The sequence below is a fragment of the Pedobacter sp. Bi126 genome (assembly GCF_918698245.1).
GTDB lineage: Bacteria > Bacteroidota > Bacteroidia > Sphingobacteriales > Sphingobacteriaceae > Pedobacter.
This window is the reverse complement of record NZ_CAKKMS010000003.1, coordinates 943544-961244: the sequence shown is the minus strand read 5'-3', so window position 1 is coordinate 961244 and position 17701 is coordinate 943544. Positions and strand designations below refer to the sequence as shown.

At 39.0% G+C, this 17701-nt stretch carries 12 protein-coding genes; 9 read left to right on the top strand and 3 right to left on the bottom strand.

Going from position 1 to position 17701, the window contains the following annotated elements; genetic code table 11:
- Nucleotides 1–174 precede the first annotated feature (174 nt).
- A complete protein-coding gene (locus LQ201_RS14250) occupies nt 175–816 on the bottom strand; it encodes a GIN domain-containing protein (protein WP_230143293.1) in 642 nt (213 codons plus the stop codon).
- 294 nt (nt 817–1110) lie between these two features.
- Between LQ201_RS14250 and LQ201_RS14245 the strand changes: the two genes are divergently transcribed.
- The 4 genes from LQ201_RS14245 (at nt 1111) to LQ201_RS14230 (ending at nt 6105) form a co-directional block, all read left to right on the top strand.
- Nucleotides 1111–3915 carry an outer membrane beta-barrel family protein gene (locus LQ201_RS14245; protein WP_230143292.1) on the top strand — a complete coding sequence of 935 codons (2805 nt, stop codon included), beginning with the start codon at nt 1111–1113 and terminating at the stop codon, nt 3913–3915.
- Nucleotides 3916–3920: 5 nt separating this feature from the next.
- Nucleotides 3921–4703 (top strand): GLPGLI family protein, encoded by a 783-nt coding sequence (locus LQ201_RS14240; protein ID WP_230143291.1) that lies wholly within the window; start codon nt 3921–3923, stop codon nt 4701–4703.
- A 55-nt stretch (nt 4704–4758) separates the two neighbouring features.
- Nucleotides 4759–5328, top strand: coding sequence for a Crp/Fnr family transcriptional regulator (locus LQ201_RS14235; RefSeq protein ID WP_230143290.1), 570 nt, complete (start codon nt 4759–4761; stop codon nt 5326–5328).
- Nucleotides 5329–5670: 342 nt separating this feature from the next.
- Nucleotides 5671–6105 (top strand): carboxymuconolactone decarboxylase family protein, encoded by a 435-nt coding sequence (locus LQ201_RS14230; protein WP_131029441.1) that lies wholly within the window; start codon nt 5671–5673, stop codon nt 6103–6105.
- A gap of 111 nt (nt 6106–6216) precedes the next feature.
- On the opposite strand, the gene LQ201_RS14225 is transcribed toward LQ201_RS14230, so the two are convergent.
- On the bottom strand, nt 6217–7401 hold the full coding sequence (locus LQ201_RS14225) for a class I SAM-dependent rRNA methyltransferase (RefSeq protein ID WP_230143289.1): 1185 nt from the start codon (nt 7399–7401) through the stop codon (nt 6217–6219).
- Nucleotides 7402–7554: 153 nt separating this feature from the next.
- Nucleotides 7555–8565: a LacI family DNA-binding transcriptional regulator gene (locus LQ201_RS14220; RefSeq protein WP_230143288.1), complete on the bottom strand. Its 1011-nt coding sequence runs from the start codon at nt 8563–8565 to the stop codon at nt 7555–7557.
- A gap of 268 nt (nt 8566–8833) precedes the next feature.
- Here LQ201_RS14220 and LQ201_RS14215 point away from each other — a divergent pair, with 268 nt between their 5' ends.
- The 5 genes from LQ201_RS14215 (at nt 8834) to LQ201_RS14195 (ending at nt 17434) form a co-directional block, all read left to right on the top strand.
- Nucleotides 8834–12064, top strand: a complete 3231-nt coding sequence (locus tag LQ201_RS14215) for a TonB-dependent receptor (RefSeq protein ID WP_230143287.1) — start codon at nt 8834–8836, stop codon at nt 12062–12064.
- A gap of 17 nt (nt 12065–12081) precedes the next feature.
- Complete coding sequence (locus tag LQ201_RS14210) at nt 12082–13926, top strand: RagB/SusD family nutrient uptake outer membrane protein (protein ID WP_230143286.1); 1845 nt, start codon at nt 12082–12084, stop codon at nt 13924–13926.
- A 13-nt stretch (nt 13927–13939) separates the two neighbouring features.
- Nucleotides 13940–15586, top strand: a complete 1647-nt coding sequence (locus tag LQ201_RS14205; protein ID WP_230143285.1) for a DUF4957 domain-containing protein — start codon at nt 13940–13942, stop codon at nt 15584–15586.
- A 71-nt stretch (nt 15587–15657) separates the two neighbouring features.
- Nucleotides 15658–16677 (top strand): pectinesterase family protein, encoded by a 1020-nt coding sequence (locus LQ201_RS14200; protein WP_230143284.1) that lies wholly within the window; start codon nt 15658–15660, stop codon nt 16675–16677.
- 16 nt (nt 16678–16693) lie between these two features.
- Nucleotides 16694–17434 (top strand): rhamnogalacturonan acetylesterase, encoded by a 741-nt coding sequence (locus LQ201_RS14195; protein WP_230143282.1) that lies wholly within the window; start codon nt 16694–16696, stop codon nt 17432–17434.
- The last annotated feature ends 267 nt before the right edge of the window (nt 17435–17701 follow it).

Sequence of the window (17701 nt, the reverse complement as noted above, 5' to 3'; positions counted from 1 at the left end):
TCCCCGTTTGTAACGAGGATGCAGGAGAAAAGCGATTTTATCGCAATCAGATTTCTTACCTGCATTACAAATGCAGACCTCGTAGATCCTCGTTACAAACGAGGACCATCTTTTAAAATAAAAAAGGCGCTGAACTTAAATTCAGCGCCTTTTTGGTAAAATATATGATGGGGATTAGAATAGCCTTTCTAATAAATCTACCTGAAGATCATCATAGCGTGATTTATTGTTGTTTGCTAAAATTGGTTTATCTGCTACTTTAATTGTGCTTTCCTGGGCAGTAAAATCGTCCATTTTAATTTCAGAACCCGATCCAATTAATGCTGAATGTATTTCAGAAGAACCTGTTAACTTTAATGATGCAGTATCTTTAACCGTAGTAGATAGGTTAACAATATTGGCTGTTATATCTGCTGATGCTTTGTCGTTTAAAACAACATTTAAGTTTATCAGGTAAAAGTTCCCTGCTGTATTTACCGTTGCTGTGTTCGATGCTTCAATAACAGTTAAATTATTTACGTGGGCAATTACAATTAAGGTCTTTTTATCAAAAGAGGTGATTCTAAGTTCATCTCCCTGCTGTTGTACCAAAGCATTTTTGGTATAATATTGATCATAAACTTCAACGCTTTCTTTGGCATCCTGAACAAGGATCAATTTAACATTTCCGGATACTACAATTTTACCGATATTTTTAACCTGAGTTATAGCGGTATAATTTGCGTTGTTTTCTGTAGCGTTTGCTACTACTGTTGCGCTACTAAAAGTAACCGTTACTAATGCAGCTGCGAATAAATTTTTAATAAAAGTTCTCATGACTTTAATATTTTTATGTTGTGATAAATACTTTGTTTTAAACACCTAACTATCAGGTGGTTTTGTAATTAAGACTGCGGTTTATCAAAAACGTTTCAGCGAGTTACCGGCTATTATACCATGAGCTTGTATTTATAGACGAACGGCTAATTAACCTATATGAAAAACGATTTGTTGTAAAACCTGAAAGATTAAAATGAATTGAATATTAGGCAATAATGTTAAAAAAGGTTAAAGCATTATGCACAACTAACATATTAGTTTATATTCGGCAAACAAAACCAAATCTTATCTATGAAACGCCTATTACTCTCGTTGTGCCTTTTCGTTTTTATCTCCACTTATTCGAAAGCACAAAGCCTCCATACCATTAAAGGCCGAACGATTGATACTGCATCGACAACGCTTTTATCTGGAACCTCCATCGCAGTTTTAAATGCAAAAGATTCTACATTGGTAAAATATACAAGGGCAGCAGAAAATGGCTCATTCGAGCTTAGCGGAATTAAAAACGGGAAGTTTATCTTATTGGTTTCTTACCCTAAGTATGCAGATTTTGTAGATCATTTTACGCTCGATTCTACCACTCAGGTTAAGGATTATGGAAAAATTAATCTTACAGGGATGGCCAAAATTCTTGCCGATGTAATTATTAAAGGAAACAGAACAGCCATAAAAATTAAAGGTGATACTACAGAGTTTGATCCCAAAGCATATAATATCGAACCGAATTCAAAGGTTGAGGACCTCATAAAACAGTTTCCTGGCTTTCAGGTAGATAAAGATGGAAAAATTACGGCCCAGGGCAAAACAGTACCGAAGGTGTTGGTAGATGGTGAAGAATTTTTTGGCGACGACCCAACACTGGTAACCAAAAACCTGAGGGCAGATATGGTAGAGTCTGTTCAACTTTATGATAAAGCCAGCGATCAGGCTAGCTTTACAGGTATTGATGATGGCGAAAAAACCAAAACACTTAACATTAAACTTAAAGAAGATAAAAAGAACGGCTACTTTGGCAAAGTGCAGGGTGGTTATGGAACAAAAGATTTTTATCAGGGGCAGGGAATGTTTAATAAATTCTGGGGCAAAAAGAAATTTTCTGCCTATGGCATTTTAGGCAACAACGGAACGGTAGGTTTAGGCTGGGATGACCGGGATAAATACGGCGCTTCAGGTGGGCTGACGATGACTGATGACGGTGGAATGTATTTTAGTAGTGGGGGCGATGATTTTGATAGTTATGACGGGCGATATAATGGCCAGGGTTTACCCGTAGCGAGAACTGGCGGTTTGCATTTCGATAACAAATGGAATAAAGATAAAGAATCGTTAAACACAAATTATAAAATTGGATCAATCAGGGTTCAGGGTGATAAAAATTCAATAAATCAAAACAATTTAGAATCGGGAGTACAGAATAACACCTCTGATGAATCTTTCGATAATGACATGTTCAGACAAAAACTGGATGCCATGTATGAGCTTAAAATCGACACCACCCTGACCATGAAAGTTAATGTTGATGGGGCATTGAAAAAAAGCAATACCTCAAACCATTTTATTACCTCAACTTATGGTGAAAATGATAAATTCCTAAATTCATCCGACAGATTGTTAACTAACGAGGTTGATGATCAAAGTTTTAACATGAACGTTTTATTCACTAAAAAATTAAAAAAGAAAGGTCGTACATTATCATTAAACTTAAATCAATCGATCAACAAAAGCAATAGTGAAGGGTACTTAAACTCGCTTAACAAGCGGTCAAATGAGGCTGGAACAGGAACAATAGATAGTCTTACCAACCAATTAAAGACCAACAATATTACTAATAGTGCCTTTAAGTTAAATGCCGCATATACCGAGCCTCTTTCAAAAACATTGACCGTAATTATTAACTATGGACTGACTTTAATGAATGGAAAATCGGATCGGTTATCCTTTAATCAATCCGGAAGTGGCAGATATGATATTTTGGATACCCTTTACAGTAACAACTTTGAACTGAACCAGACCATTAATCAGGCTGGTGCAATTTTCAACTATAAAAAAGGTAAAACCGTTATCAATTTTGGATCGAAGTTTAGTGGTGTAAATTTTAAGCAGGATGATATTTATCACAATAAAACCTATGTAAGAAACTTTATTAATTACATGCCACAAGCATCTTATCAATATCGTTTTTCTCAGCAAAAATCATTACGGATCAACTATAATGGTAATACCAACCAGCCCTCACTCGATCAACTCCAGCCAGTTAGGATAAATAATGATCCATTTAATGTTGTGGAGGGAAATCAAGATTTAAGACCGTCGTTTAGGAGCAATGTCAGCGCTAGTTATAATTCTTACAAAGTTTTAACCAACCAATCGGTTTGGTTAAGTGGTTCCTACAGCTTTACGGCAAATCCAATTATTAGTGATGTAACCACCAATAGTGTTGGTAAAAGCACCTACCGCTACATTAATTACAATGATAAAATGCAGACCAATTTTTATTTATACGGGCAGATAAGCAGAAAAATAAATGCTCTTGGCGAAATAAACGTAGGTTTAAATGTAGACGCAGATGGAAATTCTTCTTATAATTTTATTACCACTGATTTAGGCAGGACCTTAAATAATACTAAAAACTATAGCTACGGCGGTGGTATTAATATCTCGAAATACAAGGATAAAAGTTATAGTTTTTATACCCGATTTGGTCCCTCCTATAATATGGCAAGGGCAAGTATTGGCAGGAATAGTGATGGGTGGGGATGGACTGGTTATGCATCTGGCAATGTGCAATTACCAGGAAAATTTGAAATATCAACTGATGCAGAATACCAGTATAATGGAAAAACCCAGGTGTTAACCGAAAGCTTTGAACGTCTGATCTGGAATGCATCGGTAAGCAAAAAATTCTTTAAAGCAGAAAACTTAAGATTCTCAGCAACTGTAAATGATATTCTAAATCAGAATATAGGTTTTAATCGTTCGGCATCTAATACCACGATTAGCCAGAGCAGTTATACAACCATTAGAAGATATTTAATGTTCTCTGTATCGTGGGATTTCAATAAAATGGGCGGCGGTATTAAAACACAAAAATAATAATCATGAAAACTCAACTACAATATATCATCCTATTTGCTGTTATTTTCATCAGCAATGGTCTTTTTGCCCAGAACATACACTTCGTACAAAATGGCATGATCGAATTTGAGAAAAGATCTAATATGTATGCTTTGATTAAAAAGAAAATCAATAAGGATAATGAAAGCTATATGACTCCTGCTTTTGAACAGTATAAAAAGAACAATCCTCAATTTAAGGTTGCTAAAAGTACCTTAAGCTTTACTAAGGATAAAAGCTTATATAAATGGCCAGCGGTAGAAGAAACGGCAAATTCAAACTGGGCCGCAAGGGATGCCCTTGTTGATCTAAAAAATACGATAGCTACTGATTATAATAGCCAGGCAAGTATTTCTCAGAAGTCGGTTTACGAAGATACTTATCTTGTTAAGGATACGCTGCGTAAGATCAATTGGAAAATTACCGACGAAACAAGGGAAATTGCGGGTTACGAATGCCGTAGAGCCAACGCCATCATTATGGATTCGATTTACGTAGTGGCTTATTATTCAAACCAGATTGCCGTTTCGGGTGGCCCGGAATCTTTTACAGGATTGCCTGGAATGATTTTAGGTTTAGCCCTACCCCACGAAAATATAACCTGGTTTGCCACTAAAGTAACAGAAGTAAACGTTCCTGAAAAAGACTTAACCCCACCAACCAAAGGAAAACCAACCGATAATAAAGGATTAACGGATAAAATAACTTCAGCACTAAAAAACTACGGTACTGAAGCGCTGTCAGAACTAAAAGCCTTTTCGCTTTAAGCTATTGATTTCATTTTTATAATTATACCTATTTTAGCTAATCATTAGTATAGCTATGTATAGTGCACTTTATAACCACATTAATAGATTTATAGATTTGAGTAGCGATGAGCAGGAAACCCTTGCATCGCTACTCAAATCTTTTTCCGTTAAAAAGAAAGCTTTTTTATTAGAAGAAGGGCAAACCTGCAGGGCGAATTATTTTGTAGTAAAAGGCTGCCTGAGGCTCTATTTCATTGATATAAAGGGTGCTGAGCAAACCACACAGTTTGCCATCGAAAACTGGTGGATTACCGATCTAACCAGCTTTCTATTTCATGAGCAATCTGAATTTTATATCCAGGCAGCAGAAACCACCGAGGTGATAGCCATCGAACATCACCATTATGATGAAATGTTCCATAAACTCCCCAAGCTGGAAAGGTACTTCAGATTGATCTTGCAAAAAAACCATCAGGCTTCACAACGGAGGATAAAATTCCTGTACAGCCAAACAGCAGAGGAAAGATACCGTCATTTCAATCAATTATTCCCCGAATTTGTACAGCGTGTACCACAGTATATGCTGGCTTCTTACCTCGGCTTTACTCCAGAATTTCTGAGTAAAATCAGGGCTAAGAAATAATCGTTTGTTAACCGCAAAGCACGCAGAGTTGGGCTTATTGAATTTCGTCATTTCGACTGGAGCGAAGCGGAAAGGAGAAATCTGTAAGTTCTGTTATGAAATAAATTACCCATAGATTTCTCCTCCGAAGGAGTTCCTTTGGAACACTGCGGTCGAAATGACGAATCGCATACATTTATCGAGTAATATTAAATGGCGAACTAACAGGACTTTAACGCTACTTAGCGCACTTTGCAAAAGCCTTTGTGCCCTTTGCGGTTAGAAAATTCATTTCTTAAACTACATTAAGTTTTTTGCTCGATAAGTTGCAGAACTTTACATCGTAATCAAAAAACAAATAAAATGGAAAGTAGAATTGATATCCCAAAAGTAGAACCCGCAGCTTACCAAGCCATGTACGGTTTAGAGAAATATTTATCAACCAGCAAACTAGATCCAATTCTTTTAGAACTGATTAAAATGCGTGCATCGCAAATTAACGGCTGTGCATTTTGCTTAAATATGCACTCAACCGATGCCCGCAAAATAGGAGAAACCGAACAACGTTTGTACTTATTAAATGCCTGGAGGGAAACAACCTTATTTACGGCACAAGAAGAAGCTGTTTTGGCTTTAACAGAAGAAGTAACGTTAATTAGCCACCATGTTTCTGATGCAACTTATCAGAAAGCTGCAAGCTTTTTTAATGAGCAGGAATTAGCACAGATTATTATGGCTATAGTTACCATTAATGCCTGGAACAGACTGGCTATTACAGCTAAAGTAATGGTTGGCTAACCAGATGCTGATTTCAGCCTAGCACAAGGACACAATAACACTTGGTTAATTTTCAAAATACCTTGGTGCTTTGTGTCTTTGTACTTTATTGTAGATCGGTAAGGGATAAATTTATAGCACCCTTAACAACAATCCCTTTAAGTATTCTCCTTCCGGAAAAGAAATCCGGACCGGATGGTCTTCTGGCTGGCAGAATTGTTTAATAATCTGAACTTCTTTGCCAGCATCAAGTGCCGCCCAGGCAATAATCTGTTTAAAGGTTTCGATATCAACCGCTCCCGAGCAAGAGAAAGTAGCCAATAAGCCCGCTTTTTCTAGCAATAACATGCCTAAACGGTTTAAATCTTTATAAGCTCTTGCCGCACGGTCTAATGCCGAACGCGATGGCGCGTATTTAGGTGGATCGAGCACAATTACATCAAATAATTCGCCCGATTCTTTGAAAGCCCGCAGTTGTTTATTTACATCCGATTGTATGGCTGTTACTTTATCCGCATCGAATTGGTTTAGGGCTACGTTTTGTTTTAATGTTTCTATAGCCAAAGCCGAACTATCAACACTGGTAATGCTTGCAGCACCATTAGCTAAACTATTTAAGCTAAATCCACCGCTGTAACTAAAACAGTCTAAAACTTTTTTACCTTTTGTATAACTGGCTAAAATGTGTCTATTATCTCGCTGATCGCAGTAAAATCCTGATTTTTGTCCTTCTGCAATATTGATGTGGTAAATAATTCCATTTTCTTTTACCTCCAAAAATTCTGGTGGGTTTTCGCCCCAGAGTAATCCGTTTTCGATGGGTAAACCTTCGTGGGTACGCGCAGTAGCGTCACTTTTATCAAAGATTCCTTTTGGATTTAGTTCAGTTTTTAAAATTTCTACGATTTCTGCTTTCACTTTTTCGATTCCAGAACTTAAAATCTGAAGAGAAAGAAAATCAGCATATTGATCAACAATTAAACCTGGAAGGAAATCAGCTTCGCTAAAAACCAGTCGGCAGGTATTGGTCTGTTCGCCTAACATAAACTGACGTGAAGCAATAGCCTGCCTTAAGCGGTTCTGGTACCAGCTGTTATCAATGGTTTGAGTTTCATCCCATTCCAAAAGACGAACGGCAACACGCGAATTGCTGTTGTAATAACCATAAGCTAGAAATTCATTGTCGAAAGCAAAAACTTTTACTACATCACCATCTTCAGGTTTTCCCTTAACTTTTTCCAATGCTCCGGAAAATACCCATGGATGTCTTTGTAATGCCGCTTTTTCTTTGCCCTTTTTTAATGTGATTTCTACCATGCTGCAAAGGTAATAATTTGTAGGGAGTTTGGTGTAGCGCGTTTGGCGCTAACGATGGATGATAAGTTTGGAGTTGAGGGTTGGAAGTTTAGCGTGCCGTGCATCAGCCGTATACCGCTAAACACCTTGCACAAATCGCCAACCGCCTGGCGCTCACCGCTTCTTCACCAATTCGGTATCCAAAACCTTTGTTTCGAATTCAGTTACGGGCCTTTTGGCTTCGATCATCGAGATTAACAGTTCGGTGGCTACCTGCCCCATTTCGAATGCGGGCTGTTTAACCGAGGTTAGAGATGGTGAAAATAATTCGACCAGGTTAGAATTAGTAAAACCTGCAATCGCAATTTTATGTGCCACTTCAGGATTGGTTTTCTTCAGCGCCATAATGCAGCCGGTAGTTAAGCGGTCGCTCGAAATAAAAATCCCATCTGGCTGTAACGGCAAAAGTTCTTTAACCGCCTGTTCCAGCTCTGCACTGTGCATACCGCCATGCTGGCAATATTTAACCAGCTCAGGTCTAAATTCGATATGGTATTTAACCAAGGCTGCCTTGTAACCTTCGAGTCTTTCTTTAGTTATCGAAAGGTTTTCGGAATTGGTTAAATGGGCAATGGTTCTTTTTCCAGATAAAATAAGATGTTCTGTGGCATCAAAAGAACCTTTAAAATTATTCGCGATTACCTTATGGGTTTCAAAATCTTTAGGCACACGGTCGAAAAAAACAATTGGTAAGCCCTTGGCATATAAACTCCGCAGGTAATCGATATCCTGCGTTTCAGAGGATAGCGCGATCAACAAGCCATCAATAGAACGTGACGCAAGGTGCTCAACATTCAGTTTCTCCTGCTTATAAGATTCGTGACTTTGAGAGATGATAACGTGATAATCTTTATCATAAGCGATGGATTCAATACCATTTATCACCTGAGAAAAAAAGTTGTTGGCAATTTCGCTCACAATAATGCCGATAGAATAGCTACGGCGCTCCTTTAAACTTCTGGCGATAGGATTAGCGCGGTAATTAACCTTTTCAGCATAAGCCAAAACCAGTTTTTTAGTTTCCTCACTAATTTCGTAACGGTCTCTTAAAGCCCTGGAGACTGTTGAAGTTGACAATCCCAACGCTTTAGCAATATCCTTTATGGTAGATGTTTCAAATCTCATTTTCGTAATGCGTACAAGTTACAAAAAATATCTCTTTAAGGGGATTGGATAAGCAACATTAATAAACGTCATATCTACGTTTTTGGGAACGTTTGCACAGTTTTTTAGTTAAATCTGGTTTCAATTGCTTTTTAGTTTGTAAAATTGTTACATCAACGTAACCAAATATAAACTAACTATAACATCCCGAAATAGAATTATATTCTATCTGCAAGCGATTGCAGCATCATAAAAAACCAAATTACTTCAAATAAATAAATAAATAACTATGAGCAGAGTTTTACTCTTTTTAGCACTTCTCTCTTTTTTTGGATTATCTGTCGCTCAAGCACAAAACAGACAATTAACAGGAACTGTAAAGGATAAATCTGATGGGCAGCCACTAATAGGCGTGAGTGTATCGATAAAGGATTCGAAAATTGGAGCCAGTACTGATGCGAATGGAGTTTACAAAATTTCCATTCCGGCCAAAGGCACTACCCTAATTTTTACCTATGTAGGTTATAAAACAAAAAGTGTTGCTGTAGGCGAGCAAAACAAGATAGACGTAACACTTGAAGAAGATGCCAACACTTTACAAGAGGTTACCGTAAACATCGGTTACGGATCTGTGCGTAAAGAAGCCTTAACGGGCTCAGTATCTTCCATTACCGGAAAAGATATTGATCAGTTCCCGGTAAGCACCGCAGCCCAGGCTTTAGCGGGTAAACTGGCAGGTGTATCGGTTACCACAACAGAAGGAAGCCCGGGCGCCGAAATTGTAATTAAAGTACGTGGTGGCAGTTCACTTACGGGTGATAATTCTCCATTGTACATTGTAGATGGAATCCAGGTTGAAAATGCATTATCCATTTTATCGCCGAACGAAATCCAGTCTATCGATGTTTTAAAAGATGTGGCATCAACATCAATTTATGGTAGTAGAGGCGCTAATGGAGTAGTGATCATTACCACAAAAAGTGGAAAGAAAGGAAGGCCGATTGTCTCGTTTGATGCTTATGCGGGTGCGCGGCAGATTGTAAACGAGCTGGATGTAATGAATCCTTATGAGTTTATCAAATATCAATATGAACTCTATAACAACAACACCAACCAGGAGGTAAAAGATACTTTTACCAAAAAGTATGGCACGTTCGAAGATCTTGACATTTACAAAAATATTCCAAATATCGATTGGCAGGACAAAGTTTTCGGCCGTCAGGCATGGAGCAATACCGAAGTTTTAAATCTGTCAGGCGGTACTTCTAAAACCACTTACAATGTTTCGGTAAACAATACCAAGGAAGACGGTATTATGCTTAACTCTGGCTATAGAAGAACTTTTGCTTCGATGCGTTTAGACCATAAATTTTCTGATAAATTCAGGGTTGGCCTAAATGCCCGTTACAGCGGTCAGCGTATTGATGGGGTTGGAACAACCTCTACAGGTTCGCAAGGTACGAACCGTTTAAGAAATTCTGTACGTTACCAGCCTTATTCGGGTGGTGGCGATTCTGGCGATTTATTCGACGCAGACTATTTAACTACCGGATTAACCAATCCAATTACTTTGGCCAACCAGGAATTGAAATATGATTATCGCAACGATTTAATTTCGAGCGGTTATGTACAATATTCGATTCTTAAAAACTTAACGATAAAGAGTACAGTTGGTTACAACCGAACCAACAGACATGTTAATACCTTTAATGGCCCGGTAAGTAACGTAGCCAGGAACAATGCGGGTTTACCTGCCATCCAACTGGACACGGTAGCCCAAAAATCTTTTATCAATACCAACACCATTAACTATAAACCAAATCTGGGTAAAGACCATAGTTTAGATTTATTGGTTGGCCAGGAAATCAACATGGTCGATATAGATTCGAGAACAACGGTACTTAAATTTTTACCCGTAAATATCTCTCCCGATGATGCTTTTGTGAGCAGCGCTCCGGCAAATACCATTCAGGACAGGCCAACTTCACTAATTTCTGGCACCAGGCAGTTTTCGGTGTTTAGCAGGGCCTCTTACGGTTTTAAAAATAAATACCTGGCCACTGTAAATTTTAGAACAGATGCTTCTTCGTTATTTGCGGAAGGGAAACAATGGGGTTATTTCCCATCTGCGCAAGTAGCCTGGAGGGTAACGGAAGAGAAATTTGTAAAAGATCTGAACCTCGATTGGTTAGATAACTTTAAAGTTAGGTTTAGTTATGGTGCAGCAGGGAACAACCGCATCGGTCAGGATTTATTTAGAACATTGTTTTACCTAAGTTCTACCACCGGTGGTTATGCCGATACAGATGGCTCAGTATCAACCGGTTTAATTTCAGGTACTGCTACAGGAAATATTTTATCTAACCCTAACATCACCTGGGAAACCAATATCTCTAAAAACCTGGGTATTGATATCGATTTATTTAAAAACAAGTTATCGCTTAATTTAGATTATTACGATAATAGAACAAAAAACCTACTTTTAAATGCAAATGTGCCACAAACTACGGGGTATGCTACACAACAGCAAAACGTGGGTAAAACGCAAAATAGAGGTTTCGAACTGCAATTAAACTATCAGGCCGTTAAAACCAAAAACTTCAGCTACAATACCAGTTTCAACATTTCATTCAACAAGAACAAAATTGTCGAATTGCAAAATGGCGTAAATTCATACATCACACAATCAGGCTGGGTAAACAGCTTAGGCGATTTTAAAGTTGAAGTAGGCCAACCGGTTGGCCAGTTTTACGGTTTCGTTTCGGATGGGCGATATACTGTTGATGATTTCACCTATGTCCAAAACGCAACTACTGGTGCCTATACCTATACACTTAAGCCAACAGTTGCAAATAGCAGGGTATTATTGGGCAACCGTGATCCTCAGCCAGGCGACATGAAGGTTCAAAAGCTATCGTCTTCATCAAGTATGATGATCGGGGATGACGACAGAACGGTTTTAGGTACAGCGCAGCCGAAATTCACCGGTGGTTTTAACAACCAGTTTGCCTATAAAAACTTCGATTTGACCGTATTTGTAAACTTTAGCTACGGAAGCAAGGTGTACAACGCCAACAAAATAGAGTTTACCTCGCAATACAACGTAAAAGACAACAATTTACTTGCGGTGATGAACGATCGCTGGCAGAATTTTGATGCCAATGGTGTAAAGTTAACAGATCCGGCATTATTGACTGCCATGAATGCCAATACTTCCTTATGGACACCAACAGGAGGGAACTATGCCTTAACCTCTTACGCTATTGAAAGTGGCTCATTTTTAAGAATCAGCAACCTGACATTAGGTTATTCCTTACCACAGGCTTTGATCAGAAAAACAGGTTTCATTTCAAAATTAAGGGTATATGGAACAGTTAATAACTTATATACGATAACGGGCTATACTGGTTATGATCCTGAAGCAAACACCCGCCGATCGAATCCACTTACGCCAGGTATAGATTATGCTGCTTATCCGCGCAGCAGATATATCCTTGCTGGTATTAACATGGTATTTTAACCTCAACATTAAAGAAAATGAACAATAAATTTATAAAATCGGCTTTAATGGTAATTGCTGTTGGAGCATTGAGCATAACTACTTCCTGTAAAAAATATTTAGATGTACAATCGCCATCTACTTCCAGTCCGGATGTTGTTTTTGAAAGTACAGCAAACACCAATGCGGCAATTATTGCGGTTTACAACCGCCTTTGCGGTGATAATGGTTACGGAAGCCGCATATCTACACTATTCGGTTTAACCGCCGATGATTTTAAAACCTCGGGAAGTTACAGTTCTTCCGATCGCAGGGGGATTAGCATGTATGGTGCGAGTTCAGACAATACCGATCTGATCAACCCATTTTTACAATTATATGCAGGCGTAGAGCGGGCAAACATCTGCATCAAATTTATCCCGGCCTCTAGTCTTTATACCAATGGTTCTGAGGCCGACAAAACGATTATGAAGCGCTATTATGGTGAAGCTTTAACATTAAGAGCACAGTTTCTTTATGAATTGATCCGTAACTGGGGTGATGTTCCTGCGTCTTTCGTGCCTTCTGCAGATGCCGAAACATTGTACGGTCCTAATGTAGACCGCAATAAAACCTATGATCGGATCATCGCGGATTTAAAAATGGCTGAGGACCTGGTGCCATGGAGAAGTGGAATTACCGAATATGGCAGTTTCCGTTATACAAAAGGGGCAATTAAAGGTTTAAGGGCCCGTATCGCCTTAGCCAGAGGTGGTTATTCTTTAAGATCGGCCAACCATACTATGGAACGCAGTGCTGATTATTTAACTTATTATAAAATTGCTTTTGATGAGTGTTTGGACATTATGAACCACCGTTCGGAGCATAACCTGAATCCTGTTTATGAAAATGTGTTTAAGACCTTGCATACCACAACCCGCTACGATGATGCCCACGAGCTGATGTTTGAAGTGGCTGCTTTTGGTGGCAATGCTTCTACCGATAGCAAATTAGGTTATTATAACGGTATCCGCTTTAACTCTGCATCTACTTTTGGTTCAGGCGGCGGCGGGATGAATGCTATCCCTACTTACTTTTACGAATTTGATGTAACAAAAGACTGCCGCAGGGATGTAACCATCGGCGTTTTCGAAATTACCGCAACATCAAAAAAAATCATCAATACCCTGTCTAACATGACCGATGGAAAATTCCGCAAATCATGGACAACTTTTAACAACTCTTCTGCTGCTCAAACTTTCGGGGTAAACTGGCCAATGTTACGTTTTGCCGATATACTGTTAATGTATGCAGAGGCTGATAATGAAATTAACGGAGCACCATCAGCCACAGCAGTTAATGCCTTGCAGGAAGTACAAAAACGTGCCTATGCTGGTTTTGAAGGCCAGATCCCGGTAACACCAATGGATAAAAACGGCTTTTTTACTGCTATCGTGAAAGAAAGGTTGTTGGAATTTGGAGGGGAGGGCATCCGTAAATATGATTTAATCCGTTGGAATTTATTAGGCAGTAAATTTGATGAAACACGCACTAAAATACGTGCTTTGATTGCAGGAACAGGCGATTATACCAGTGTACCGAATTATGTTTATGCCAAAGAGGGGAATTACCTGTTGGGAACAAGCGTAAACGAAGTAGCTACACTCGATCTCTATGGTGGTGTACCAAATAATGTGTTTGCCTCACCAGGATTAAACACTTCAACAGCCCCGAGCGGATATACCACTAAAAACTGGAGAAAGGCTGTTACAGAAGAAAACGCCATAACCAGCACTTCTACGGGAATTGCTTTTTACTTCGAAGCAAATAAAAAGGAACTTTTCCCATATCCTAAAACAACATTGATCGAAAATCCGAGTATGGCTCAAAACTTTGGTTATTAATTAGATATTAATTATGAAAACATTTATAAATCAATTACGGTTTAAATTCGCCATTTTATTATTGATGGTTGCGGCAATTTCTTCTTGTAAAAAGGAAGACGATGTTCCGACAGACCCAGCACGGATATTCAAGCCAAGCGATGTAAAAATTACCGCTGGCGAAACCTCGGCTAAATTAACCTGGACAGTTCCTTTAATGTCGACTGGAAAAACCTTTAAATACAGTATCGATTTCTCTACGGATTCGCTATTTGCTACAGTAAATTACACCACGACAGCTGATACAGCCGGTGTAACGGTAACTGAAGAGAATTTAGCGGTAAGAACCAAGTATTATGCAAGGGTTAAAGCCAACGCAACTGAAAGCCAGCCAGAATCGAAATATATACGTAGCAGTGCTTTTCAGTTAACCGGGATTCAACTTTTTGCAGCCATCAGAGATAATGAAATTAAAGAAAATAACATTACACTGCGTTATACCCCAACTGTTGGTTTAACATCCATCGTTTTAACCCCTGAAAGCGGAACGGCAACCACGATCACCCTGAGTACCACTGATGCCTCGGCAGGATTAAAAGCCATAACAGGATTAACAGCAGGGACAAAATATACCGCCGAACTATTTGCAGGAACGAAAAGCAAAGGAATTGCCACTTTTACTACCCTTGCGCCAACTACATATACGGTAAAATTAAATCCTGGTGATGACCTGGCTGCTGCGATTGCCAGTGCGACAAATGGTGCAATTATTGGTTTAAACCCAGGCACTTATACCTTGTCGGCAACCACTTTCATCACCCAAAAAACCATTACCATAAAATCAACATCGGGCAACCCAACCGATACAAAGATAAATTATAGGGAAATTGATTTAGAGGGTACTGGGGCAGGTGTAACGCTTTCGGGTATTGAATTTGATGGAACAGCAAGTGCATCGCTTTATTTCCTTAATTTTATTGGTACACAGGCAGCCAATGGCGCAGCAGCAACTTTTACCAATGTAGTGGTAGATAACTGTATTGCACATGGCTCTGTAACGTCGTTTTTAAGAGGTGATAGAGGCACGGCCGCCCGCGATTTTAAAATCACAGGCATTACGGTTAATAACTCGATTGTTTACGACATGGGCTTAAATGGTGCATCCGCATATTATACTTTTCACCTAAATAAAATGCAGTTCAATACCCTTACGATATCTAAATCTACTTTTTACAATGCAGGCCCTGGCCTGGTTACAGCAAGCACCACTTATACAGGGGATGTTATCCCGACAGTTGCGATCACCAATTCGACCTTTAATGGTTTTGGTGGCAATGCCAAGTACGCCCTGTTAGATGCAAATGCAAACCCGATCAATTTTACCATTTTGAACAGCATTTTTGCAAATACACCAAAATCGGGTACGGTTAACGCTGCTGCCATTAGGGGCACAGGTGCAGGAAGTACATTGAAGATTTCGAACAGTAATTACTTCAACCTGTTCAGCGCCCTAACCGGCGGAACATCACTAACCTTTGGAACAGCAACTTTAGCAAGTAATCAATCTATCAATACCGGCTGGACAGCCACAACAACTGATTTTACTATAGCTGTTGGTTCGCCTTTAAGAAGTGCTGGAAGCAACGGAGGTCCGATCGGCGATCCGAGGTGGACATACTAATAAAAATTATAGGGCAGGTTTTAATCTGCCCTTTTTTAATGAACTTTATCCTGTAGATTTAATCGAAGAGAATGACAAGAATAGCCTATCAGAAATTTATTGCAATACTTGTTTTAATTACCGCTCCCTTTCTTTATCTCCATGCCCAGGATCCCAAATATCCTTCAGAAATAATTGTTGCGCAGGACGGCAGTGGAAATTACAAAACCATTCAGGAGGCTGTTAATTCGGTGAGGGATTTAGGCGAGAAAGCAGTTAAAATTCATGTTAAAAACGGAACCTATAAGGAGAAGCTGATTATTCCGTCCTGGAAGATCAAAATCTCTATAATTGGAGAGGATATTGAAAATACCATCATCACCTTTGATGATTATTCAGGGAAATCCAATGCATCAGGTAAGGATGTTTTTGGCAATGCTAAATTCAGCACTTATACCTCATTCACTGTACTGGTTCAGGGAAATGATACCCAGCTGGAAAATTTAACCATTATCAATTCATCTGGAAGAGTTGGACAGGCGGTAGCCTTACATGTAGAAGGCGATCGTTTTAAAGCAAAAAACTGCAGATTTTTGGGCAATCAGGATACGCTGTATGCCGCGATCGAAAATAGCCGGCAATACTATCAGGAGTGTTATATTGAAGGCACAACCGATTTTATTTTCGGCAAGGCTACGGCAGTCTTTCAAAATTGTACAATCAAAAATCTAAGCGATTCTTATATTACCGCAGCTTCAACTTCAGCGACGCAAAAGTTTGGATTTGTTTTTATAAATTGTATGCTTATTGCAGATGATACTGTAACGAAAGCTTATCTCGGCAGACCATGGAGGCCTTATGCAAAAACAGTATTCATCAGCTGCGATCTGGGGAAACATATTTTACCCGAAGGTTGGAATCCATGGAAAGGTGATCTGATGTTCCCTAACAAGGAATTGACCGTTTTTTATGCAGAATATAAAAGTAAGGGCGATGGTGCGTCACCTAAAACGAGGTTGGCCTGGACAAAACAGTTAACAGATAAAGAGGCAAAAAACTACACTTTAAAAAATATACTAGGTGGAACGGATCAGTGGAATCCAGCTAAATAAAATAACTGATAAAAACATGAACAAGAATTTCTTTAAAATTTTGGCGGCAGGAACAATAGCCGTTTTATTTTCTTTTACATTCATCCCAAAGAAAACAAAACTCTATATCATTGGCGACTCTACCGCAGCAAATAAAGAAGAAAAAGCGTATCCGGAAACAGGCTGGGGCATGGCATTACAGTCTTATTTTAAGGCTGATGTTACCGTTGATAACCGGGCTTTAAACGGAAGGAGTACAAAATCTTTCAGGGCAGAGAAACGCTGGGACCCGATATTGGCCGAGTTAAACCCAGGCGATTATGTTTTTATCGAATTCGGGCATAACGATGAGAAAGTTGATAAACCAGCTGTCGGTGTATCCTTAGCAGATTTCAAGATCAATCTGGTTAATTATGTAAAAGAAACCAGAAGTAAAAAAGCTTTCCCTGTTTTATTGACGCCAATCTCCCGCAGAAGTTTCAAGAATGGGGTTTTACTAGATTCTCATGGAGATTACCCTCGCATAACCCGCCAGGTTGCCGATTCTTTAGGTGTTCCTTTAATTGATATGCTGGTTAAGACCGAAAGTTTACTAAACCGCCTAGGTGAAGAGCCATCCATTAAATTATTTAACTATGTTGATTCGGGCAATGTGAACTACCCCAATGGCAAGAAAGACAATACACATTTAAGTCCTGAGGGGGCTAAACAAATTGCCGGTTTAGTGGTGAAAGGGATTAAAGAGTTAAAGCTAAGTTTGGTAAAGAGCTTGAAGTAAATAATCGTTTTCAAATGAATTTTACCACAGATGCACACTGATAAACACAGATGTTTTATTGTACACGCTTTTTGCCACGGAAACACAGAACACACGGAATTGGGTGTTTTAAAAATCGTCCTCGTTTGTAACGAGGATGCATGAGAAAGGCGATTGTATCGCCGATAAATAGCGCATTACCCGCATTACAAATGCGGATCTCGCAAATCCTCGTTACAAACGAGGACTATATAAAACTATTTAAAATGTCATTGCGAAAAGGCTTTT

Bases quoted from the DNA above. Each gene is read 5' to 3' on its own strand.
- LQ201_RS14250 (WP_230143293.1), bottom strand. From the start codon at position 816: ATGAGAACTTTTATTAAAAATTTATTCGCAGCTGCATTAGTAACGGTT.
- LQ201_RS14245 (WP_230143292.1), top strand. From the start codon at position 1,111: ATGAAACGCCTATTACTCTCGTTGTGCCTTTTCGTTTTTATCTCCACT.
- LQ201_RS14240 (WP_230143291.1), top strand. From the start codon at position 3,921: ATGAAAACTCAACTACAATATATCATCCTATTTGCTGTTATTTTCATC.
- LQ201_RS14235 (WP_230143290.1), top strand. From the start codon at position 4,759: ATGTATAGTGCACTTTATAACCACATTAATAGATTTATAGATTTGAGT.
- LQ201_RS14230 (WP_131029441.1), top strand. From the start codon at position 5,671: ATGGAAAGTAGAATTGATATCCCAAAAGTAGAACCCGCAGCTTACCAA.
- LQ201_RS14225 (WP_230143289.1), bottom strand. From the start codon at position 7,401: ATGGTAGAAATCACATTAAAAAAGGGCAAAGAAAAAGCGGCATTACAA.
- LQ201_RS14220 (WP_230143288.1), bottom strand. From the start codon at position 8,565: ATGAGATTTGAAACATCTACCATAAAGGATATTGCTAAAGCGTTGGGA.
- LQ201_RS14215 (WP_230143287.1), top strand. From the start codon at position 8,834: ATGAGCAGAGTTTTACTCTTTTTAGCACTTCTCTCTTTTTTTGGATTA.
- LQ201_RS14210 (WP_230143286.1), top strand. From the start codon at position 12,082: ATGAACAATAAATTTATAAAATCGGCTTTAATGGTAATTGCTGTTGGA.
- LQ201_RS14205 (WP_230143285.1), top strand. From the start codon at position 13,940: ATGAAAACATTTATAAATCAATTACGGTTTAAATTCGCCATTTTATTA.
- LQ201_RS14200 (WP_230143284.1), top strand. From the start codon at position 15,658: ATGACAAGAATAGCCTATCAGAAATTTATTGCAATACTTGTTTTAATT.
- LQ201_RS14195 (WP_230143282.1), top strand. From the start codon at position 16,694: ATGAACAAGAATTTCTTTAAAATTTTGGCGGCAGGAACAATAGCCGTT.